At 45.7% G+C, this 22,962-nt stretch carries 19 protein-coding genes; all 19 read right to left on the minus strand.

The annotated features are described in order from the left end of the window. Positions 1–44 precede the first annotated feature (44 nt). Complete coding sequence (locus tag QFZ80_RS33455) at positions 45–3,155, minus strand: S-layer homology domain-containing protein (protein ID WP_307563047.1); 3,111 nt, start codon at positions 3,153–3,155, stop codon at positions 45–47. A 55-nt stretch (positions 3,156–3,210) separates the two neighbouring features. Continuing rightward, positions 3,211–3,939, minus strand: a complete 729-nt coding sequence (locus QFZ80_RS33460) for a hypothetical protein (protein WP_307563049.1) — start codon at positions 3,937–3,939, stop codon at positions 3,211–3,213. A gap of 251 nt (positions 3,940–4,190) precedes the next feature. Continuing rightward, a complete protein-coding gene (locus QFZ80_RS33465) occupies positions 4,191–5,300 on the minus strand; it encodes a glycosyltransferase family 4 protein (RefSeq protein ID WP_307551120.1) in 1,110 nt (369 codons plus the stop codon). Between the two features lie 132 nt (positions 5,301–5,432). After that, on the minus strand, positions 5,433–6,221 hold the full coding sequence (locus QFZ80_RS33470) for a WecB/TagA/CpsF family glycosyltransferase (RefSeq protein ID WP_307551119.1): 789 nt from the start codon (positions 6,219–6,221) through the stop codon (positions 5,433–5,435). Between the two features lie 60 nt (positions 6,222–6,281). Next, positions 6,282–7,418 carry a polysaccharide pyruvyl transferase CsaB gene (csaB, locus tag QFZ80_RS33475; protein ID WP_307563052.1) on the minus strand — a complete coding sequence of 379 codons (1,137 nt, stop codon included), beginning with the start codon at positions 7,416–7,418 and terminating at the stop codon, positions 6,282–6,284. Continuing rightward, positions 7,400–9,454 (minus strand): DUF5693 family protein, encoded by a 2,055-nt coding sequence (locus QFZ80_RS33480; protein ID WP_373460226.1) that lies wholly within the window; start codon positions 9,452–9,454, stop codon positions 7,400–7,402. The genes csaB and QFZ80_RS33480 overlap by 19 nt, the downstream gene beginning before the upstream one ends. A gap of 175 nt (positions 9,455–9,629) precedes the next feature. Continuing rightward, positions 9,630–11,333, minus strand: coding sequence for a phospho-sugar mutase (locus QFZ80_RS33485; RefSeq protein ID WP_373460448.1), 1,704 nt, complete (start codon positions 11,331–11,333; stop codon positions 9,630–9,632). A 24-nt stretch (positions 11,334–11,357) separates the two neighbouring features. Further along, the gene (gene fabZ / locus QFZ80_RS33490) at positions 11,358–11,786 is read right to left on the minus strand and encodes a 3-hydroxyacyl-ACP dehydratase FabZ (RefSeq protein ID WP_029195635.1); all 429 of its coding nucleotides are present in this window, start codon (positions 11,784–11,786) and stop codon (positions 11,358–11,360) included. A gap of 278 nt (positions 11,787–12,064) precedes the next feature. Continuing rightward, positions 12,065–12,583, minus strand: coding sequence for a CDP-alcohol phosphatidyltransferase family protein (locus QFZ80_RS33495; RefSeq protein ID WP_307551111.1), 519 nt, complete (start codon positions 12,581–12,583; stop codon positions 12,065–12,067). Between the two features lie 102 nt (positions 12,584–12,685). After that, on the minus strand, positions 12,686–12,904 hold the full coding sequence (locus tag QFZ80_RS33500) for a DNA-directed RNA polymerase subunit beta (protein ID WP_307551109.1): 219 nt from the start codon (positions 12,902–12,904) through the stop codon (positions 12,686–12,688). Positions 12,905–12,930: 26 nt separating this feature from the next. Next, positions 12,931–13,797 carry a flagellar hook-basal body protein gene (locus tag QFZ80_RS33505; protein ID WP_307563059.1) on the minus strand — a complete coding sequence of 289 codons (867 nt, stop codon included), beginning with the start codon at positions 13,795–13,797 and terminating at the stop codon, positions 12,931–12,933. A 24-nt stretch (positions 13,798–13,821) separates the two neighbouring features. After that, positions 13,822–14,715 (minus strand): flagellar hook-basal body protein, encoded by an 894-nt coding sequence (locus QFZ80_RS33510; protein ID WP_307563061.1) that lies wholly within the window; start codon positions 14,713–14,715, stop codon positions 13,822–13,824. A 28-nt stretch (positions 14,716–14,743) separates the two neighbouring features. Continuing rightward, positions 14,744–15,742 carry a rod shape-determining protein gene (gene mreB / locus QFZ80_RS33515; protein WP_029195639.1) on the minus strand — a complete coding sequence of 333 codons (999 nt, stop codon included), beginning with the start codon at positions 15,740–15,742 and terminating at the stop codon, positions 14,744–14,746. A gap of 167 nt (positions 15,743–15,909) precedes the next feature. After that, on the minus strand, positions 15,910–16,200 hold the full coding sequence (spoIIID, locus tag QFZ80_RS33520; RefSeq protein WP_047682268.1) for a sporulation transcriptional regulator SpoIIID: 291 nt from the start codon (positions 16,198–16,200) through the stop codon (positions 15,910–15,912). A 270-nt stretch (positions 16,201–16,470) separates the two neighbouring features. Then, a complete protein-coding gene (locus QFZ80_RS33525; RefSeq protein ID WP_307551104.1) occupies positions 16,471–17,205 on the minus strand; it encodes a M23 family metallopeptidase in 735 nt (244 codons plus the stop codon). Between the two features lie 82 nt (positions 17,206–17,287). Next, the gene (spoIID, locus tag QFZ80_RS33530; RefSeq protein WP_307563063.1) at positions 17,288–18,340 is read right to left on the minus strand and encodes a stage II sporulation protein D; all 1,053 of its coding nucleotides are present in this window, start codon (positions 18,338–18,340) and stop codon (positions 17,288–17,290) included. Positions 18,341–18,565: 225 nt separating this feature from the next. After that, complete coding sequence (gene murA, locus QFZ80_RS33535) at positions 18,566–19,885, minus strand: UDP-N-acetylglucosamine 1-carboxyvinyltransferase (RefSeq protein ID WP_307555856.1); 1,320 nt, start codon at positions 19,883–19,885, stop codon at positions 18,566–18,568. Positions 19,886–20,083: 198 nt separating this feature from the next. Continuing rightward, on the minus strand, positions 20,084–20,344 hold the full coding sequence (locus tag QFZ80_RS33540) for a DUF1146 family protein (RefSeq protein ID WP_246321231.1): 261 nt from the start codon (positions 20,342–20,344) through the stop codon (positions 20,084–20,086). Between the two features lie 19 nt (positions 20,345–20,363). Beyond that, positions 20,364–22,892, minus strand: coding sequence for a S8 family peptidase (locus QFZ80_RS33545; protein WP_307563065.1), 2,529 nt, complete (start codon positions 22,890–22,892; stop codon positions 20,364–20,366). Positions 22,893–22,962 lie beyond the last annotated feature (70 nt).

Below are 22,962 nucleotides of genomic sequence, written 5' to 3' on the forward strand. Positions count from 1 at the left end.
AAAAGACTGCATCCGATAAATCGGACACAGCCTTTTTTTATTATTTACTTAGGTAACTTCCCACTTTGTTGCATTACACGGTATACAATTGCTGCCGCCTGAGCTCTGGTCATGTTTCCTCTCGGATCAAAGCTGAACGTATCTTTCTTTTGACCTGCAACTGGAACGTTTTTTATCCCATCCATGTAGCCTGACTTTACAACTGCTTCAATAGAAGGCATAGCGTAAGTACTCATTGTGGTATCATCTGCGTCTGTGAACTGCTTTTTCAGATTAGCCATTGATTTGTCTACATCAGCAGCTAACTTCATATTTGCAGCACGAGCAATCATAACAGCAGCATCTTCTCGAGTAATTGTGTTATTAGGTAAAAATAAACCGTTAGAGTTTCCTCTGACAATACCGGTTCGCGCCCCAGCTTCAATATGCATGAAATCGAATAAACTACTGCTGTTTGGTAGACCAAGACCTCTACGAACATCCGCAAATGTCCCTTGGAAATTAGGGTTTGTAGGGTCGTTAGTATGGTAAGTTGAATCTTCATTTATTAAAGGTACATCAAAACCTTTGACAAGTAACGTTACAAACTCACCACGAGTAATTGCATCATTAGGTAGGTATTGTCCGGTAGTCTTATTGTTCATTACACCTTTAGAATATAGTACATCCAAGTAATCACGAGCCCAATCATGTGAGGTAACATCATTAAAGCTGTTATCCATATACATGACCTGGAAATAGCCAAAGCTTTCTACGGGGACTTTAATTGAATGAGCTTTCGCATCTACTACCCCGCCAATGTTCTTCCAACCTACATATTGATTACCACTACCGCTTGGGTCTAAGAATGTGCCGTATTGGTATACAGTGATATATTTCCATGAATCATTTCTAATCTCTGGATCATATTCCAGAGTTAATGTACCAGACTGTGTAGGTATCACTAGATTTTTAATATATCTGGAATAGAAACTGGTTTCGCCCGGTCCCGGTAAGGATGGAGATGGGAGATTTCCACTACCTTGTAGCGCAGCTTTCAATGAATCATTCGTATCCGCAGCTGAAAGATCAATAGTGCCACCATCTACCCAGAAAAGCTTACTTGCCGGTCTGAAACGTCCTGTAGGCTCCTGTAAGAATCGCATTCCAGCTTGTGTTTCAGAAGCTTTGTCTACGCGGCCATCGTCTTGATTGGCGATTCCAAATACCAGCTTACGATCTGATGTAATGAATTGTTCTTTAGCAGTTCTGTCGTTACGCATCAATTTTGTATCTTTTGGGAACACCAACTGAAGATCTCCGTTAAACACACTCAACTTAGAGGCAATGTTAGTTCTATATTGAGCTCCTTCAATAGGTGTGTTTTGATTCATTAGGATGAAACTACCCTTGACTTTATTAGGCCCGCGTGTAATTTCAAAGGTGATAGCGTTCTTTCCTGCCTTTAGATTAGCCGCTTCGTATCTAAAGATTCCAGGAGAAGTTTGTGTTGCTCCAACCTTACCAAACATCACAGTGTCAGCACCATCAGCTTGAATAATCACAGTCTGATAGTTCGTGTTAACGTTAGCTTGATCTATTTTGTCTGCATTCTTTACGAAATTGCTTGGTTGAACAAGAATGTAACTAACAGGTTGTTTTGTAATTGTAATCATTTTACTTGTCGTACGTCCTGACGCATTCTTAGCTACAATTTCAAATACATAATCTCCGTACTTATCCATTGTGTAAGAGGTTGTAGTGAAATCATATTTATACGCTTTACCATCAACCGATACTTCTTGTTTGGCCCCAAGTGCGACCAATGTCGGTGGTGTCGCACTTGCACCTGATGGAGTTTTTCTTAGATATAAAATAGCTTCTGAGTTTAACTCAGCATTTCTAAGAGTTCCTGTGAGCTGAAGTGTGCTTGAAGAAGTCAAATATGCGCCTGTTGTATCGCCATCGGTGTATGGCGTTAAGTTGATATTAGGAATCAATTTCTCGATTAACGGCGCATAATCACTAAGAACAAAAATGTCGTAGTTGGTTTGCGTGACAAGTACTTTTGTGCCACTAGGCTTTAGGTAAAGTGAGAACTTGATCGTTTTCTTTCCGTCTTCATTGAATAATGCGCTGAATTTAGCTCCCTCTGCCGCACCAAACAATGCAACTATAGCACCCTCAGTTACCGTAAAGTTGCCATTAGCATCAATTAGAGAACCAGTAGCAGGTGCTAGTTGAGTCAAAGGGATATTTACATCATTTACGGATAATTCCACTAGCGGATAGTTTGCTGCAGGAAGATTAACGATCTTACCTGTGATACAAGGTCCACCTACTCCACCGCAAACTAATTCACCTTTACTCTTAACTACTTTCCCATTGTATAAATTGTTAACTATAACATAAGGTGCCCCAGATATATTTAAACTGTACACCTTTTTACCTGCGAGATTAGCCGTAGTAGCATCTTTTGGTATAACTGTCATAGTCGTAAGACCATCAGTAAGATCATGCAAGTCGATAGCTGTTCTATAAATACCACTACCAGTAAAAGTTTCAGTAACCGGATAATCCCCATTTCCTGAATAGCCTGGGATATTTACATTTACGTACTTTGTATTGACATTAGCATAGATATTAAGTCTGGCTGGGAATTCATTAATTTGGCTTGTACCTTGCTCGCTTAATTTAACCTCAAACTTTGTCCCGCCACTAGGATTGAACTCTTGAGCCACATTGTCCAAATAAGGCTTATTGGGATTTGTATAATTAAATATATATATAGTTGGGATATTAGGGTTCCCCGTGGCCGTAACAAGTTTGACTTCAATTTGCTGAGAAGTTGCACTTTGGGATAATGGCAAATCTACACTTAATTGATATGTATTATAGGCTGTTGTATCCGCTGTTTGTGTAACTACTGGATTAATTGCAGACCCATCAGATAGAGTGCCTGTTACCTTGCTTACTGGAGTAGCACTTCCAAACGTATAACGGAAACTCGCTCCGCCTGCGATACTAATATCAGCATATACGTAATCTGTGACACCTGCTGTTATGTTGCCCTTACTATTTTTAATGTCCGCAGTAAAAGTAATATCTTTTAGTGTAGCACTCTGAAGTGTAGGTTCAGTGATTAGCTTTCGGTCGGCTGAAGTAGCTTCACCCAAGAATCTTATATTCCCGTTATAAGCAAAACCCAAGCCATTATCATACTTAAACATTCTACTTGTAGTGTAGTAGTTGGTAGGGTTTTTTGGAAATAAACTGAATCTGATTATCCCCTGGTTTCAAAGCTATGTCTGTTACTCTCCCCGTATTCGTTAAAAAGGTGAAAATACCGTTGGAAAAATTGGAAGCTTCAAAAGTAGCGCCGTTCACGATAGCATTTACTTGATAAGCATTGTTAGCATTACCTGTAATATTAACATTGGTATAAGGCCCGGAGGTCGGGAACATACCACCTTCAGTAAATATGTCATCGTTAATTTTCAAGTTTGTAATGTTTGAAACAGGCGTGAAATAGGCCCACCCAGGTAATGATGGGATGCTGGAAGAACTCTCGAATTTTACAACAACTCTATTTAAACCCTCTGTGAGTTCTACATTTTGAAAAGTAATCTGGTTGTTATTATTCGGATTTAAAATTGGGCGATTCGTTCGATTCGGAGTCGTGATCCCCGTAGTAACATTCGAAATCTCATAGTAAATCTCCGAAATTTGATCTTGAGGGATTCCATTAATGTCCACGCTCAATGAAATTGGATTTGTTGTAAATCGTTGAATTGAAGCATCAACCAATGGGTCCGCTGCCGTAGGATCCGTATGCACATATAAATTAGTAATATTCAAAACCGGCGCAGCTGAAGCTGTCATTGGGGGCAACAGAGCGAGTAGCATCGTGATCAATAAGCTTATGCTAATCCACTTATTTCTTATTTGCTTGATTTTCAAAACTAGTTCCTCCTTATGTAATCTAAATGTTGTTAGGTTCGCCATAGTTTAAGTATTATCTTCATTTTACTTGCTAGATTTCGACAATCCCTCCCATATTCTTCTATCATTCCACAAGATTAGACGCAGCTAATAGACAAAAGTTCTCGTACTTTACTTATCGGTCGCAACAAAGGAAATGTTTAGAGGAGAACAAAAATCCTGAAATGCAAAAAAAATCCAACCCGAAGGTTGGATTCCAATTTTATCGCTTATTTACCCATTCTATCGCTCTGAACTTGCTTGCCTACAAGCCTCTGAAGAAAGTTCAGCACCGGTTTACGGCTCTTACTGATGATACCAATCGCTTCAGCTCCGACTAGCATAACTAGGAAGAGAGCCACGATGATCATGATAAGACCCCAAGTGGAATCTTGGGAGATAAAGACTGAGCAGATCACCGCGCTGCCGCCGAAGATGGAGGCAATTCCGTAGATGATCAGTACGCTTGTACGATGACTGAATCCGAGCTGCAGCAAACAGTGGTGCAGATGGCTTTTATCCGGTGCAGAGATCGGTAATTTATTGACATAACGACGCATGATTGCAAAGAAGGTATCGGATAAGGGCACGCCTAGAATCATAATAGGAATTAAAAGTGAAACAACGGCTGCTTGCTTAAAGCCAAGAATCGATAGTGTTGCTAAAGCAAAGCCTAGGAACAAGGCGCCGGAGTCGCCCATGAAGATTTTGGCCGGATGGAAGTTATAGAACATGAAGCCTATGATACTACCTAGTAAAATGACGCATAGTAAAATTACGGTAACATTACCCATCATAAGAGCAAGAATTAGAATAGTAGTTGTAGCAATACCCGACACGCCTGCTGACAAGCCATCTAAGCCGTCAATCAAGTTAATCGCATTGGAAACACCGACGATCCATAATATCGTAATCGGAATACTTAGCCAGCCAATTGGCAGGTTGGTCGTTCCGAAAGGAATGTTAACGAGTTCGATCTTAAGACCAAAGGAGACAACGATGCAAGCGGCAATCAGTTGCCCGAGCAGTTTCCATTTGGGAGATAGTTGATAACGATCATCCAAGGCACCCGTGACGACAATCACAAAGCCTCCGATTAGCAACCCAAATGCGGCATTGGAGTTAACGGCATCAAGTGCTGGAGAGACGACGAAATAAGCTCCGACGAATGCAAGGAATATCGCTAATCCTCCAAGACGCGGCATTATTCGGGTATGTACCTTACGATGGTTAGGGGCATCAACGGCTCCTACCCAGAAGGCAAATTTTTTGACTAGGGGTGTCAGCAGCAGCGCCATTAAGCACGCAGCGATAAACCCAATCGCATATAATCCATACATGTCTTCTTCACAGCTCCTCTTGTCTTGGGTGGCAGGTAATCCGCCGAAATGAATTATACTCCCATTTGCCCACAAATACCACTGCTAAATTCATCTGAAATGACCGTTTTCAGCCAATTTTCATAAATATTCTCATGGTTTGGTGACTTTTTCTTTGTCACGCATCACTTTCAATGCGAATTTCGGGAGTAGAAGCATTCGTTTGTAACGCCAAGGCTCCTGCATCAGGCGGTAAAACCATTCAAGACGTAGTTTTTGAAATAAAACGGGTGCTCGTTTTAGCTTGCCCGAAAGAACATCAAAACTTCCCCCAACACCCATCATGACCGGGACACCGATCTGTTGTTTGTATTTCCCAATCCAAGGCTCTTGATTAGCAGCAGATCTTCCTACGAATAGGAGGTCCGGAGCTGCATCCACGATATCTTGAATCACTTCAGCATCCTGCTCGTCTTTAAAATATCCGTCACGTACACCAACCAGCTTTACCCGCGGATAGGCGGTACGAAGCTTCTCAGCTGCAGCTTGGATAACCTCATTGGAAGCTCCAAGTAAGTATACTTTCCAACCTTTCGACTCTCCGACTTTCATCAGCTCATGGATCAAATCATAGCCGGGAACCCGTTCTACAACTGGCTCACCTACATATTTAGCTGCCCAGACGACACCTGTACCATCAGGAACGATGAGTTCAGCGCGCTGCATCATGCTCAGATAAGCAGGATCATCTTGCGCAGCCATGACCATAATGGGATTGGCGGTAATGACCTGATGGGGTTGTCTTTGTTCAATAGCGTTCGTAAGGTAAGCTACGGTTTGGTCCATACTCATTTTGGAGATGGGTACTCCGTAGATGCGAACTTTGGGTATTGCGTTCGCAGATGCGACCTTAGACTGTATCGTTGTTGATGTTGAACTCATAGATATCTCTTCCTTTAATTGACGTTGGAAATCGGATTTTGGTTGCTTTTTTATTCTTTCCTATTTGTTCGTTCTTTGTTTATAAAAAGAAATGATGCGCTGCGCAGGAAGCTGAGCCTGCGCTTTGAGCTCTTCGATGGCGGCGCGGCTGGACGCCGCCCAATCCTCACGGCCGGCCAGCAGGCGCTGCGCCTCTGCCGCAAAGGCATCCGCATCGAAGCGAGCTGTCGATGCGGCGGCTTTCATACCGAGCCTATGGAGGAACTGGTCGATCTTCGGATCGTACGAGATGCCTACCATAGGCACGAACTGCGAGGCTGCATAAATCAAAGAATGCAGCCTCATCCCGATCAGCAGGTCGCATTCCGCGACCTGCGCGAGCATATCCTGCGGATGGGTGACGCCCCGCATCATCTCCACCCGAGACCCGTGATCGCCGAGCCGGTCAATCACGTACTGCGACGCCACCTCATCGGAAGGGAGGTGGAAGGGCAAGAATCGCAGCCGCACGTTCGCATCGGCTGCGAGCAGCACTTGCAGGGACCGCGAGAGAGCTTCCAGCTCTGAGCGGTCCTCATTCCAGAAGCGGACGGACACGCCGACCGTCCGCACTAAACCATCCGGCGCGATGTCCCGCGCGCCGCCAACAGACCCGGTCCCGCGCAGCGGCAAGCCCATGACCGGGTCAGGCACTACAGTGATGCGTTCCCGCGGGAGCCGCATCTTCCCTAGCAGCTCCGCGGACTCCGTATCGCGGACCGAGACATACGCGCAGCGCTGGAACACGCTGCGGATCCAGCCATAAAACATAGGGCGACTAACCGGCCCGATGCCTTGCGAGTAAATAAAAGTTGGCTTGCCCAGCAACTGCGCAATTTTCAAGACAGCCAAATAATACGGGATCGTCTTCGAGCTTGTAGCATCCTGCAATAAACTGCCACCGCCGCTAATTAAGCCATCGGCTTCACGCAAGGCTCGAAGCAGCGAACCAGGCTTCATCCGATGATAGGCCTTCACCCCGTACATCGCTGACGTTTTCTCAGGATTAGCAGAAAGAACGATAGGCTCAATTTGTAATCCTTGCTCTCGACCTTGCTCCTGCAAAGCAAACAAAATCGATTGCAGCACAGCTTCATCTCCGCTATTATCGAAGCCATAGTAGCCGGATAGCGCTATTTTTACAACTGTGGCACCCATCGTTTCCAACTCCTAATGATTATTTCCCAAGCTGCAATCAGAACGAGGCCAATCAAAGCGCCAAACACAAGGCCGTAGCTTATCCGGATCAAAGATATATGAAGCGGTGTATGCAAATGAGCGAATGTATCTACAATAGAAAGCTGCCCAATGACTCCGATAAATATCAAATAGACGGCATGTCTATATCGAACTGACAAATAGGCGCCTAACAGGAATAAAGGATGTGCAACCAAAAATTCTTTGGTTCGCGGACGTACGCCCAGTGTATTCTCCAAGAAGGAACGGAATAATTTCTCCACGGTAGAAGCTTGTCCTTCATTTCCAGTACGGGATAAGTAGTAGAACACAGCGGCTAAAGCTACCCCCGCAACTACAATCCATAGCACGCTGATAAAGGAAGAAAGAATACGGCGAACATTCGTAATCTTATCCCTGTACGTGTTATTTTCGCTAAAAAACAGTAAATACACGCCTGCAATCGCGATGGGAAATAAATGCAGCACACCAACGCCGCGGAACTGCTGCAGCACGAGTAAATACGTAACGTGATTGAGAAGCGCCACTTCGTATACGACACCAATCAACGAGATCGCAGAAGTTTTAACCAATGTCCATAAAGCGTAAGCAAGACCTGACTTCCATTTCGCTGCGGCTCCTGAACGAACGGAACGAATGGCTAGCATGATCGCTATGCTCGGTGCACTGATGGCTGTACTTAAGGCAAGACCTTGCGCGTATAGATTAGCCGAAAGTGTATGTAAAGCAACAAAACCAAGCATACCTAAGACGAAGAGGAGCAGTACGGCTTCCGGTATGAAGAAAGACGCCATCAGCACGATTAAACTAACGCCGCCAAGCAGCATGAAGATGCGCGCGATTTTCTGCCATCCTGTCGTTTGTACGTCAAATGGCTTTGCTTGTCCAAGCGTAAACCCGACTTCTTGGATGCGTGGAATAGCGCCGTCTTTTCCTTGCAAACTTTCATAGTAAGCTGCTAACGGATCGACTAATTTGCCTTTATCCAAGCTTTTTACTGGCTTTGCATTCAAGAAAACCATGCGGATATTGCGGTCTTTCACTGCAAGGACTAAACGATCCGCAACACCTTGAATACGATCCTGCAGTTCCGATTTTTTGAGCGGCTCCGTTAACTTTTCTCCGTCTTTCTCTGTGAACGAATGCAGTCGAACGACGTTATAATTCGTTTGCTTTGCTAGCGTACTGAACCCTTTTTGCGGCTCTTTTAATAACTCAATAGCTGCTAGGCCAATGCCGTTCTTATTAAGAAGATCTGCCATTTTATTCAGGTTAATTTCCGTATTTTCTTCTGTGTAACCCGGAACTTCATTGCCATCGACAATGATGCGCTTCACGCCGAAATCATGGAGCTGCTTCAGCAGGCGATCCATTTCATTGGTTACAAAGGGTCTGCGATTCGATAGACGAACCACGATTTGGAACCCTTGATCTTTCAGCATTTGTAATGTCATCGGGTCTGGGTCCATACCCTTGATCGATGCATCGTCCATGCTCATTTGGATGATGAGTCCGTTTCTATTTTTGAAACTCCACGGCTTCGTGCCAACCTTCAGATCCGCGAACGTTTTCTGAATCAAAGGCTCCAGCTTTTGCTGTGCGGCACTGTCTGCGAACAGCACGTAAGTAAAATTCTCTTTAGGATCACCCAAGGTCTGGGTAAGTGCGGCAGCGTCTCGAGAGTTATATACCTCGATGCGGCGGCTCTCTTTAAGCTCCGCTAGTGTACTCTCATACACGGCCATTGAGCTAATGCCCGCTGCTTTCATATTCTTCAACTGCTCAGTGACAAAAGTCTGCGGATTCGTCTGAATATCCGAAATATCCAACAAATCACGATAATCGAAAACAAACTCGACTTGATTGGCCGAAGTTTCCGTTTGGTGACGTGTGTAGGCTAGCGGAAGGGAGACTACCATTCCAATAATGACGAGCCACCATAGGAGATTTTTGAGAGGTTTATTCCATGTTTGATACCATTGTGCCAAATTGTCCACTCCTTAGAGCTTTCCAATAGAAAGCTTTCTTCGTAAAGCATGTACTTACATTCGAAAACCCCTTCAGGTCCTACCTCGGGTAATAGGCCAAATGAATGCGGATTTAATTTCCATCTATTCATTAGACGACCTATCCCTGACTTAGGTTCTGAAGAGGTTCAGTTTTCCTATTTCATTATCCGTCTACACGGTTAAGCACATATTGAATGATGCCATCCAGCTGCTGTGCGGCTGCTGGACCTGTAGATCCTTGTACTGCAAAATAAAACTTGATTTTCGGTTCCGTTCCAGAAGGACGCAAGCAGAACCATGAACCATCATCCAGCTTAAATTTCAGCACATTTTCACGTGGAAGGCCATTTATGCCCTCTGCGTAATCTTCCACTTGGCTTACACGAGTGCCACTGATCTCCGTTGGCGGATTCGTTCTCCAAGCTTCCATGATGCGCCCTATTTGTTCTACGCCGTCTTTCCCTTTCAGCGTCCTTGATTCAAGCTTTTCCAAAAAGTAACCAAAGGATTCGTACAGTTCTTGAAGGACTTCATATAAAGTCTTGCCTTGCTTCTTATAATAAGCTGCAGCTTCAGCAATCAGCATCGCTGCAATAACTGCATCCTTATCTCGGGCATAGTCCCCGGCCAAGTAGCCATAGCTTTCTTCATATCCGAATAAGAACGTATATTCACCGTTTTGTTCGAACTGGGACATTTTCTCCCCGATATACTTAAAGCCGGTTAATGTATTTAATGTAGGAACACCGTAATGATTGGCGATAACTGCGCCCATTTCGCTTGTAACGATCGTTTTGACGACAACGCCGTTCGCAGGCAGTGTTCCACGCTCTTTCAAGCTTGATAATAAATAATTTACAATGATGGCACCAGACTGATTACCTGACAAAACGACATACTCGCCGTTCGGATCCTTCACAACTGCTCCCATGCGATCGGCATCAGGGTCGGTTCCGATGATGATATCGGCATCCCAGTCTTTCGCTTGTGCAATTGCGAGTGTAAAAGCTTCCCGCTCCTCCGGATTCGGAGACTTAACAGTCGAGAACTGTGCATCCGGCAGCTCTTGCTCGGCTACAACACGTACTTGTCCGAAGCCAACTGCTTTCAGCACTTCGCGTACCGGCACATTACCCGCTCCATGTAAAGGAGTGAAGATGATGCGGAAATCGCCTTCGATCTGCTTAATCACATCTGGATTTTGGCTAATCGCAGTTACGGCCTCGATGTACGCTTGATCGACCTCTTCACCTAACCAAGAAAGCAGCCCTTGCGCTTCCGCTTCTTGCTGGGTTATTTTCTTGACCTTGTTGAAGGAATCGATGCTCTGTACCTGTGCAATGACTTGCTCCGCAAACTCAGGAACGAGTTGTCCCCCGTCTGCTCCATATACTTTATATCCATTATATTCAGGTGGGTTGTGACTAGCTGTAACGACAACCCCTGCGGACGCACCTAAGTATCTCACTGCAAAGGATAGCTGTGGTGTCGCGTGCAGCGTTTTAAAGAGATAAGCCTTGATTCCATTCCCTGCGAACACGAGAGCAGATTCTAAAGCGAACTCGGGCGACATATGACGTGAATCATAAGCTAGAACAATGGAAGGACTTGTAGCGCCTGTTCCATTCACATATTGTGCCAAGCCTTGGCTTGCGCGTCCAACGGTATACACGTTGATTCGATTCGTTCCAGCGCCAATCACGCCGCGAAGTCCTCCTGTGCCAAATTCAAGGTCTCTATAAAAGCGATCCTCAATTTCTCTTTCATCTTCCCGAATAGCACGCAGTTCTTTCTTCGTTTCGGCATCCACTGCTGGATCCTCTAACCATAATTGATACTCTGTTTGTACACGCGTCATAGTAGTCAGGTTCATCTCCTTTTTATCTATGGGTTATTTATTAGCAAGGGCGAACATAAGCTCGCCTTCGACTACCACTTTGTCGCCTACCTTAGCCACAGCTTGGCCTTTGACAATGGTTCCTTTTACACGCGTAATCGTCATCTCTAAAGTAAGTGTATCACCAGGTACGACCTGTTGGCGCCAACGAATACCATCCGCACCCGCAAATAAACCAATTTTACCTTTGTATTCAGGCATCGACAGAACAGCCACAGCACCTACTTGTGCCAAAGCTTCCACAATCAGCACACCGGGCATAACCGGATAGCCAGGAAAGTGTCCTGCGAAGAACGGTTCATTGATCGTAACATTCTTTATACCTACAGCTCTAACACCTTCTTCGACCTCCAAAATACGGTCAACAAGCAAGAAGGGAGGGCGATGAGGAATGATCTCTTGAATCTGATTAATATCTAGCATAGCGGGTTAAAAACTCCTTTCAAAATGCTTGTATAAAATACAAGGTAATCACTTACAATAGGGATGTCCCTTCATTAACTGCAGAAATGAAGGTTCATATAGGGGAGCTTATGTACAGGGCTGTGTTACAGACTTATACATAAGCTCTTTTTTCCACATAAGATAGTATAAGTTTTCGGTTCCCGAAAACCGCTTGCTTATTGGCGATAAAACCTACCTCTAAAAGCGGTCGCTCATCTTTGAATGGCCTCGATAAAGGTTTTCTCACGTAGTATATATTATTTCAATTTGGCTCCTCGATTTAATACAAGGAACTGAATAATATAAATGAAGGAAGTTAGGAATGAGACCCCGATTACAAACCACAAATAGGTAATGGCAAATGTTAAATGAAAAACGATGAAGAGGATAGCAAAATAGTACAGAACCGTCGTTAACTTTCCCATCACATTGGCGGGAACCGTTAATTTGCCCCTAAAGTGAAAGAAAGCAGAGCCCATAATCATACCTAAATCACGAATGAACATCGCCGCAGCTGCCTGCCAAGGAATCAACTCTGAGATGAGCAGAGATAGGATCACTGCAATCATCATGCTCTTATCCGCGAGTGGATCCAGCATGACACCAACTGGTGTGATAAGCCCGCGCGTTCTTGCGATATAGCCATCTAGGATATCCGTAAGTCCGGCTGCCAGTAAAATAAAAAAGGCAACTTGGATATGGCCATTAAAAAAAATCACGAGGTACACAGGGATTAGAACAAACCTGCTGATGGTGAGCATGTTCGGTATATTCAAAGTACCCCTCCTGCGCGTTAGTATCCGATATCTGGTACATTTAACCTTCATTCATTATACCGCTGCTTACACAAAAATAAAACTCCCATGCGGGAGTTAGAGTTAATTCGCAAATACCAGATCGTATAAATGCCGCCAAGTACTCATATGAAAGATTTCCCCCGCTGGCTGATGACCAAGCTTGGTATAGCCTATCCATAGGCCGATAAAAACAGCCAGCACGCATAGCACTGGAATACGAATGATTTTGAAAATAAGCCATATAATATGAAGCCATTTCGGCCTTGGTTTCTTCTTTGGTGGAGCAGGCTTGTCTGACATCGAGCCCTATCCCTCCCTTTCTAAGATCAGGCGCGCAAATTATTAGCGATATTCATCATCTGATCCGAGGATGTAATAGCTCGGGAATTGAGTTGAAGCGCTCTTTGCACGATCACCAGATCTGTCATTTCATCCGCAAGAGTAACATTGGATTGCTCCAGAAAACCCTGCATAAGGCTAACACGGTTTGCCGGGTTATCAACCAAGGGGTTCACATCTTGTAAGATATTCGCCTTCTCCGCAGCCGTTATGCCATTAGGAATCGCATAAAGGTTATCTCCAACGTCTTGGAGCAGTTGTGGACGTACAACGCGAACTAGCTTGATCTGTCCCAAATTAATGGGTGCTGCACTTGGATCCTGCTCATTGTATCCTTTGATCGTACCGTTCGGTTCAACGACAGGTCGAAAACCAGCAGGTATACGAATCGGGTTGCCATCCACGCCAGTAATGAAGTGACCTTCTTTGGTTGTAAGCACGGTTCCGCCAGTCGCATCCGGACTTAAACTGAAAGCACCATTACGAGTCCACGCTGGCTGGAACACGGGGTTGCCGTTCTCATCTGCCTTACTGATGGATACTTCAAACAGCCCGTCCCCTTGAATCGCAAAATCCGTCACTTCACCCGTGGGCTGAATAGGTCCTTGAGACAAATTCGTCTGGATTTGAACTAACTTCGAGCCCCACCCTTGGTTAAAACCAAGTGGTGAGAACCGGCCTTGCTGACGGAATCCTTCTGGCTGCGTCTTGACGTTAGTCAGAACGTCCTCGAAGGAAGCTTCCTTCTTCTTAAAACCGTTCGTATTCACATTCGCAATGTTATTGGAGAGAATATCCAGCTTTTGCTGTAAGCTATGCATGGATACCGATGAGTTAATCATGGAGTTGTTCATGGTCCTGCTCCTTCGCAAGCTAGATTAGACGCGCCCAACTTCATTCGCGGCTTTTTCCATACTTTTATCATAAGATTGGATGACTTTTTGGTTGGCTTCATAAGCACGAAGCGCTGACATCATATCGACCATCGATTGCGCGGAGTCAACATTAGAGCGTTCTATGAAGCCTTGACGAACCTCTACTTGGTCACCTACAGCAACCTGGGTTACAGTCGCTTCGTCGCCTGGATTAATGCGCAGCAGCCCGTTACCTTCACGCAGCAATAGATTCGGATTCTCTGCACGCGAGAGCATCAATCCTACGGGTTGGCCAGTCGGCCCCAGAAGCGGAAGACCATTCCCATCAAGGAACTCACCCTTGTCTGTCACCTTGAAGGAGTGAATCGGCTGACCCGCTCCATCAATCAACAGCAAGGGTTGTCCATCTCGGCCTAGCACAAGGTTCCCGTTGGCATTAACTAGCTGGCCTGCAGTATCAACGGTGAACTTTCCGTTCAAGGAATACCGCTGCTCACCATCCGCGTTCAACACCGTAAACAGTGCCTGCGGCTGGAACGTGCGTTCTCCGTCCGGACTCACGAACTTACCTGAAGCATCAAAGGTCATACCAGGCACTTGTATGTTCGAAACAAGGGCAAAATCGAAGGGGTTTTGCGTTTCCTGCAAATCGCCCTGCGCATGAATGGAGATACTCTCCTCGGAGAATACACCTAAACTCATCCTCCCAAGGGGAGCTGTCGAGGCACCTTGTCCACCGCGAATCGTCGATATCAGCATCTCCGGGAACGATCGAGACAAAGCATTGCCTTGTTTAAATCCTGGGGAATTAATGTTGGCAATATTATTCGTAATGGTGTCGTGTCTGCGCTGTTCGGAGATCATGCCTGCCGCCGCGGTATACAGTCCTCTTAACATCTCTTCACCTCTTGGGTAGTATGTCTAATTAAAATTTACGTTTGGTAACCTTATCTAAGTTATCGAGCATAATACCTGTTCCTTTAACGACACAGGACATCGGATCTTCCGCAATTAATACAGGTACTTTCAGTTCGTCCGCCAGCAGTTGGTCGAGCCCATGCAGCAAAGCTCCGCCACCTGTCAAAATAACACCGCGGTCAATAATGTCTGCCGATAGCTCTGGAGGTGTTCGCTCCAATACACTCTTCGCCGCAGTCACGATGGAGGATACTGGATCCCACAGCGCTTCCTGAACTTCACTGGAGTGAATCGTGATTGTAAGTGGTAAACCGGATACCATATCTCTACCGCGAATATCCATCTCTTGATCTCTACCGTGTGGATATACCGTTCCGATTTTCAGCTTAATATCTTCGCTCGTCCGTTCACCAATCAGCAGCTTGTACTTATTTTTGATATATTTCGTGATCGCAATATCGAATTTGTCGCCTGCAATCTTAATGGAGGAGGAGGTGACGATGTCACCCATGGATAACACAGCCACATCCGTCGTCCCTCCGCCGATATCTACAACCATATTGCCGCTAGGCTGGAAGATGTCCATGCCGGCACCAATTGCTGCTGCCTTCGGTTCTTCTTCCATGAATACCTCTCGGGCACCGCTGCGCTCAGCTGCTTCGCGAATCGCCTTCTGCTCAACCGAGGTGATGTTGGTAGGGGCGCAGATCAGTATTCTCGGATGAGAATACCAATTCTTGCCCCCTACTTTTGCGATAAAATGCTTCAACATCATTTCCGTAATATCAAAGTCCGCTATAACGCCATCTTTCAATGGACGAATCGCGATAATGTTGCCTGGAGTTCTACCCACCATGCGGAAAGCTTCTTCTCCAACAGCCAGCACGCGTTTCGTATCGCTTTCAATCGCTACTACGGAAGGCTCATCGAGCACGACACCGCGTCCTTTTACATGAATAAGCACATTTGCCGTGCCGAGATCTATTCCAATATCCTTGCTTAACATTTCTAGTTAATCCTCCCTAAACCTACCGTCCATCCCGTGAAGAATCGGCGCTCTTGTATATAGTTCTAATTATAAGCTAAATTCGCTATAAATGCATTAATTCCTCTTTTTGTGTGAAATTTCGACACGGGAAGTATGAAGGAAACCTATCGGGATGAAGGGTACTTTTAGGACTTGACCGTGACCAGGTTTTCGGAAAGCTTCGGATTTCGAGTTTTTCGGTACTTAATTTTCGTCGCTTCTCCTCCCCTAAGGTGCCTGATGGATTTGTGATACTCCAGAATGTGCTTCACCTGATTGGCCAGGTCCGGGTTGATTTCCGGTAGTCTTTCCGTCAAATCCTTGTGCACCGTGCTTTTGGAAACGCCGAATTCCTTCGCAATGGTGCGAACCGTATTCTTGGTCTCGACGATACAGGTACCAATCTTAATGGTTCGCTCTTTGATGTAATCGTGCACTCCCCTCGCCTCCCTACTCGAGATAGTTTGGTAAAGTATATGAGGGGCATGCCTAGATATTCTACGTAGCCAAGCCTGACAAGCCCATTTCCCATATTTATTTTCAAAATAATCAAGAATAATCGTTTCTGGCGTCCTTCGGACAAGCATTTTTGGTAAAAGTGAAGCGAAGCAAAGTAAAAACTACTCCTTATATGCATGCAAAAAAGCAGCAGGATGTACCCGCTGCCCTTATTTCTATGTAGGCGGTCGCCTATGCCTCGAAACTGATTACTGCTTAGCGTTTAAAAGTGTTTCTGGATTAATCGCTGCATTATCGCTAACTTGGCGGACTTCAAAGTGCAGATGCACGCCTTCCTCTTTCTCGAACTCGTTGCGTCCTGCTTTTGCGATGATGTCGCCTTTTTTCACTTCAGCGCCTTTGGCTACTTTCACCTCGGACAAGCTTTGGTAAACACTGATCAAACCATTGCTGTGCGTAATTTCAACGAGACTGCCAACAACCGGATTCTGTTCAACCGCTGTCACCTTGCCACTCAGAGCAGCTAATACTTCGAAGGCAGCGCCATCTTTGGCTTTCAAGTCAATAGCAGTATGCGGCGTCAATTGATCGTTATATTGGATCATTGCCGTCTGCTTCACTTCATTCGTTGCATTCGTGTCATAGAAGGGGATGGAGACATCAACCAGTGTTCTGTCTTTAACAGGCCACTGAATCGTTTCGGTTTGTGCGTTGACCGCGACCGCCCCGTCCGGTGCTTTGGTAGTGTCTGTCGCTTTGTCGCTGCTAACCTTAATGCCCAGATCTTCTTGGCTGACTGTCTTCGTCCCGGCGTCCTGGTACACCCACATTAAGGTTAAGATAATTGCTGCTGCTGCCATATACGTTGCTGGGAATACCCACTTCTTAGCAAGCAACCTCTTCCATGTGGATGTCGTACTTTGCGCTCCTTGTGCAGTTTTAGGAGCTTCTTCGTTTTGAAAACCTTTGTTTTGATCATTCATGGTTATCACCTCATCAACCATTCTTGACACATTTAAAGGTTTTATACTTGAAAAAAGATATTTTTATAGAAACGTTAAAGAATTACGATTTTCGGATAAAAGGTGTCGCTTTTTCGATAGAGATGCCTGTGTAATAGTAGGTTGCGATTTGCTCCGCGGTTTTACCTTCCTTCGCCATACCATTGGCGCCCCATTGACTTAAGCCAACACCGTGGCCATATCCGTAGGTGGTAATCGTGATTTTGGAGCCTGACCATTTCCACGTAAATTGAGAGGATGCTAGTCCTAGCTTCTCTCGTACTTCACGACCTGAAAATATTTTACCGCCAATAGTTATGGTTTTAATCCGGTGGCCGGCCGACCACGCCAGCACTTTCATATTTTTGGTGCTCGTACCTGTTGTTGCTATACTCGTAACGCCTAGCTTCTGAAGCATACTCTTGTAACTAAAATCAACGGTTTCTTGATAGCGAGAAGATAGCTTTATATCCCAGGGGCTTGGCACACTGCGCAGGTAGGGACTCTTGAACGGCCAGTAATCTTCCGAGTTTTCGGTGTATCCATTACTTGTCGAGAAAAAGGTGGCGTTGATAGGTTTATGCTCATAAGTGAGGATTAGATCTTTCGTTTCGTTCACGGCTCTATCGATTTTGGCCATATTCGTCTCGTAACGCTTGTCCCATCTGTCTCTTAGCTCTTGTTCCGTGAGATAAGCTTGATGCGCAATTGTGTCAGTCACAAGTGCATCGCTAACCGGCATGTTGCTGTAATCCTTCTCTAGCACTCTACGCACGACATAAGTCCTAGCCGCCATAGCCTGCGCTTTGAGCGCCTCCAGTTCGAATTCAACTGGCATTTCGGCGGCAAGCACACCTTTCACATACTGTTCCAGCGGTACCGTCTCAATTATTGCTTTCTTGGTCAGATACACGGGTATCATTAGGCCTTGTTCGTTGATTGTTTCCTTGGTCAGTCCGTTTTTCGCAATTTGGATGGGAGGTATCGCGCTGCCATCCGGAATCTTCTTAACTAGCAATCCTGGAACAATAATAGTCACACATAGCATGGAAGATAGGCAAACAGCCATCCAAAGGATGACCCCTTTGCCCAGCACGCGTTTCTTCTTGAACATCATCTAAGCAGCCTCCATAAGCGCGTTTACTAGCACGTAGTTGATATGACTTAGCTTATGAGAGGGATTGCTAGAATAGAACAAGGGACTATCTGGTAAAATGCGATGCTAGAGCATTCGGCGTTCAGCAGCTTCGTAAAGTAGCCATGATATAGTAATTACCATGTTGTAATTTCTACAACAAAAAAGAACCATCGGAGTTCCCCCCAATGGCTCTTCAAACCAATCCTAAGCAAGCGTCGGCTGGATGTTGAAAAAACCCAACTCCGCAGCTTCCTGCTCCACTTCTTGCGGCACCGATCTGTAAATATCGGCACCTAGCTCACGCAGTACGTCGGTAATATCAACATAGCCGCGATCAATATGGTGAACGCCTGTAATCTCGGTTTCACCTTCTGCAGCTAACGCCGCTAGAATAAGCGCCGCCCCTGCACGCAGGTCTGTTGCGCATACTTTCGCACCCTGCAGCTTGGCATTACCACTCACGATAGCTGTACGGCCATCGACTTTGATATGAGCGTTCATGTTCGAGAATTCCTCGACATGCATGAACCGATTCTCGAACACGGTCTCAGTCACGAGACTCGTGCCGTCTGCCACCATCAGCAGCGCCATCATTTGCGACTGCATATCGGTTGGGAAGCCCGGATACGGCAGCGTCTTCACATCAACCGCGCGAAGCGGCCCCGAAGCGCTGACACGAATACCGTTCTCATCTTCTTCGATGATAACGCCCATTTCTTGCATTTTAGAAATAACAGGTCGGAGATGGTCGCCAATAGCGCCCTCCATATACAGTTCACTACCAGTAATAGCTGCGGCAATCATATATGTACCCGCTTCTACGCGATCCGGAATAACCGTATGTACAACCCCACGAAGTTTCTCTACGCCTTCTATGCGAATAACACCTGTTCCTGCCCCGCGAATCGTTGCGCCCATGGCATTCAAGTAATTCGCCAAATCGACAATTTCCGGCTCTTTAGCAGCATTCTCAATGATGGTTGTGCCTTCAGCGAGCGTAGCTGCCATCATGATGTTCTCAGTTGCTCCTACACTGGCTACATCGAGATAAATCTTGGCACCCTTCAGGCGCCCTTTCACTTTAGCTTCGATATACCCTTGACCCAGTTCAATATCGGCACCCATTGCTTCAAAGCCTTTGAGATGCTGATCAATTGGCCTAGTGCCAATCGCACAGCCGCCAGGGAGCGAAATTCTCGCTTGACCAAGCCTTGCTAACAAAGGACCCATCACGAGGAAAGAGGCTCTCATTTTACGGACTAGATCATAAGATGCTTCACATGTGTTAATGTTGTGAGCACGAACTCGAATAACCTGACGGTTATATTCCACTTCAATACCTAAGCTTTGCAATACTTTATTAATGACTAGTACATCGTCAAGGGGAGGCGCATCATGGATGACGCTTTCACCTTCCGAACCCAGAATGGAAGCTGCAATAATCGGTAGAACCGCATTCTTTGCTCCGTTGATTTTCACATTGCCAGCTAACTTTCGGCCACCGCGGACGATAATTTTGCTCATCATGGTCCCTCCGCGCACTTATTTTAAATTACATGGTTTTGCACATTTCCTAAGTTTATCATTTCAACCCTTACAGTTACAACTGTGTTCTTTTGGTATTCCAACAGCCCTACATAGAGTTCGGATAAGGTTTCGTTTTTCATTCCGTTCTATTATCCATTGTTGACAACAAACTTGCGCATTATTCGAAAAATGTGATTAAAACATCTTACCAAAGCCCATGGACAGGCCTAAATATTGGATGAAAAAGCTCGCGACCAGATGTCCGAGTGCAATAGAAAGCAAAATTTGCAGCATAATCGCTTGTGCGGCCTTAGGCCTTTTGAGCAGGACATCGAAGCGGAACGCTTGCAGCGCCCACCACGATAGGCCAATACACATGATGTAGACAGCAATATCCACCATATTCATCATCGAAGCATATTTCGCCGCTTCATTCCATTTGTCTGTATCTGCCATAAGTCACTCCTCTTCGGGTTTACCGATTGATTACTTTAGCGAGCAGTGTTACGAATTCAGCTCGTGTTGCTTGCTCATCAGGCCGGAAGGTGCCGTCCGAATAGCCGCTTATCCAACCATCCGCCGACATTTGCTTCAGGATCCCCACACCCCAATACGTATCGTTCACATCGCTAAAAGGTGAGTTGCCCCGTTTTTTCCCTGTCATATTCATGCTGCGTGCAAGCATCTGTGTCATCTCCATACGTGTAAGCGTACGGTCAGGCCCGAATGTTCCGCCTGGGTAGCCGTCCACAATATTCGCTTGAACCGCTTTGGCTACGTAATCGTAAGCCCAATGCGAAGCATCCATATCGCTGAAACTCAGCTCCTGACGCTTAGACAGCTTCAAAGCTCGCGTCAATACCGTTGCTGCCTCCGCACGTGTAATGGGCTGATTTGGAGCAAAACGATAGTTCCCATAACCGCTAATCACACCTTGCTCTGTAAGCTGGCTAATGGCGTCCTGTGCCCAGTGCCCCTCAATATCGACAAATCCACTCACCAAGGTGTAACTGTCTACTTTAAATCGATACATTTGACTCATAAACCATTGATTGGCTTGAAGTTTAATGTAATAGGTGCCTGCGGGTAGGGTTTTCTCGATAAAAAATTGGTCAGAGCCATAATCATTTCTATAAAAACCTTGTTCCTTCAAAGAACTATCATATAAGGTTGCATACAAAATGCGAGATGTCGGAATGTTCGTTAAACGCACTTGAGCTAAGCTGTCTTTGCTCATGCGGAATTCGAACCAATCAAAGTCATCGTTTTTGCTAAATACACCCTCATACACGGAATTCATCGCAGCAAAAGTAGCTTGGTACGATTTATCATTCGGCTCATTCGGATCGATCAGCTTTGGCGTGTATTCAATTTCTAGCGTGTACTCACCCGTAATCGGCTCCGAGTAATCCTTCACATTGCTAATACGAATGTAATAATGACCTGGAAGCAAATCCATTTGCGAGCTGACTTCGAGACCTCCGTCACCGGCTTGGTCAATCGTAATCGACTTCTCCCCTTCTTTCTGAAAAAGGATCATTGGATCTATGCGCCCTGTATCTACGGATAGCCTTACGCGCATTGCACCTGAGTGTTCTAAGGGTATTGCAAACCAATCCAGATCTCCTTTTTGATGAAAAGTACCACGGATAGATTGACTCCGGTCAGGTAAAACGAATGCTTTATACTGCTTATCATTATCCTCAAATGGATCCTTATAAATAGCAAAATCCGTTCGCATCGAGTAATTTAAAGCTGTCTTGCGGGAACGATCCACCGTCTGCAGCTGCACGTACGTGCGCCCTTTGGTCACAGAGACCATGAAAGGCTGACTTCCGTCCGAGGTACTACTCGCGATAAACGTTTCTCCGGAATCAAATCGCACTCGGACACCCGAGCTATCTGCACTGTTCAACCATAATTTAATAAACCCATCATAGGGCGCATCAATAGCGTACCAATCTTGGTCTTGTGCCGAGCTAATTACAGCTTTAACAGCCGTATGAACCGGCAATTTGGCAGCCTGATTCATATTTTCGTTAGGCTCAAAGTAATCCTCAACGTACGGCTTCGTAAGTGCCAAATCCACTCTTAACAAGCCATAGCCCGTTTTGGAATCCCAGCCCCCTGACGCCAAGTCTTCTGCCGTCTGCTCGAGCTGCGCGCGAACTTGATACACGTTCATGCTCGGGTACTTGCCCCTTACCAAAGCTGCTGCTGCGGCAACCTGTGGTGCAGACATGGAGCTTCCATCTTGATACTGATAGCCGCCCCCGAGTGCTGTTGTGTATACATCCCAGGGCGCCACAAGATCCAGCTCCGGCCCAAAGTTCGAACGAGGGTCAGCAAGCCTTTCTGAGTTAACGCCCCCTACAGCTAGAACAGTTGGATAGGCCGCAGGGTATTTCACACTTGTACTTTCATTGCCAACAGCGGCAACGAGCAGTACATTACGATCCTCTGCATACTGCACAATGCCTGCCATATAATCGGAGTATTTGTTCAGCCCTAGGGAAAGCACTACGATTTTCGCGCCGTGATCCACTGCGTACTTGATGCCTTCACCAAGCTTCGCTTCGCCGCCTGTTCCGTCGGCCTCTAACGCTTTGATTGGCATAATCTTGGCATTAGGGGCTATGCCTGCAATCCCTTTATCGTTATTGAACGTGGCCGCAATGATACCTGCTACGTTCGTTCCATGTCCATTATCATCTTGAGGCTTTTTCGAAGGCTGAAGCAGGTTCACGCCATCTACTAAATTACCTACTAAATCAGGATGTACAAGATCAACGCCCGTATCGACGACCGCTACTACGATGGGCGTCCGGGAATCTCCTGCTGCAGCCCATGCTTGATCGATGTGAATCATGTCCAGATAGGTTTGTTTCACCCTCATAGGATCCGTCGACACCGGGTAGGCTGCTTCTACTTTAGTTATCATCCCTGTAAGTTCCACAACAAGCATCATCAGTACGATGAGCCAAAGGTGTCGAGTACGTTTCATGAATTCACAGGTCCTTTTTCTTGTATGATCTTTTTTCCTTCTCTATCTATACCACATTACCCGTCTTCTC

Origin of the sequence: Paenibacillus sp. V4I7, assembly GCF_030817275.1 — a bacterium.
In the GTDB taxonomy this organism is placed as follows: Bacteria; Bacillota; Bacilli; order Paenibacillales; family NBRC-103111; genus Paenibacillus_E.

Bases quoted from the DNA above. Each gene is read 5' to 3' on its own strand.
- mreB (WP_029195639.1), bottom strand. From the start codon at position 15,742: ATGTTAAGCAAGGATATTGGAATAGATCTCGGCACGGCAAATGTGCTT.
- QFZ80_RS33540 (WP_246321231.1), bottom strand. From the start codon at position 20,344: ATGGCAGATACAGACAAATGGAATGAAGCGGCGAAATATGCTTCGATG.
- QFZ80_RS33545 (WP_307563065.1), bottom strand. From the start codon at position 22,892: ATGAAACGTACTCGACACCTTTGGCTCATCGTACTGATGATGCTTGTT.
- csaB (WP_307563052.1), bottom strand. From the start codon at position 7,418: ATGGGTGCCACAGTTGTAAAAATAGCGCTATCCGGCTACTATGGCTTC.
- QFZ80_RS33500 (WP_307551109.1), bottom strand. From the start codon at position 12,904: ATGTCAGACAAGCCTGCTCCACCAAAGAAGAAACCAAGGCCGAAATGG.
- QFZ80_RS33470 (WP_307551119.1), bottom strand. From the start codon at position 6,221: ATGAGTTCAACATCAACAACGATACAGTCTAAGGTCGCATCTGCGAAC.
- QFZ80_RS33505 (WP_307563059.1), bottom strand. From the start codon at position 13,797: ATGAACAACTCCATGATTAACTCATCGGTATCCATGCATAGCTTACAG.
- QFZ80_RS33525 (WP_307551104.1), bottom strand. From the start codon at position 17,205: ATGAATGATCAAAACAAAGGTTTTCAAAACGAAGAAGCTCCTAAAACT.
- fabZ (WP_029195635.1), bottom strand. From the start codon at position 11,786: ATGCTAGATATTAATCAGATTCAAGAGATCATTCCTCATCGCCCTCCC.
- QFZ80_RS33465 (WP_307551120.1), bottom strand. From the start codon at position 5,300: ATGTATGGATTATATGCGATTGGGTTTATCGCTGCGTGCTTAATGGCG.
- murA (WP_307555856.1), bottom strand. From the start codon at position 19,885: ATGAGCAAAATTATCGTCCGCGGTGGCCGAAAGTTAGCTGGCAATGTG.
- QFZ80_RS33510 (WP_307563061.1), bottom strand. From the start codon at position 14,715: ATGTTAAGAGGACTGTATACCGCGGCGGCAGGCATGATCTCCGAACAG.
- spoIID (WP_307563063.1), bottom strand. From the start codon at position 18,340: ATGATGTTCAAGAAGAAACGCGTGCTGGGCAAAGGGGTCATCCTTTGG.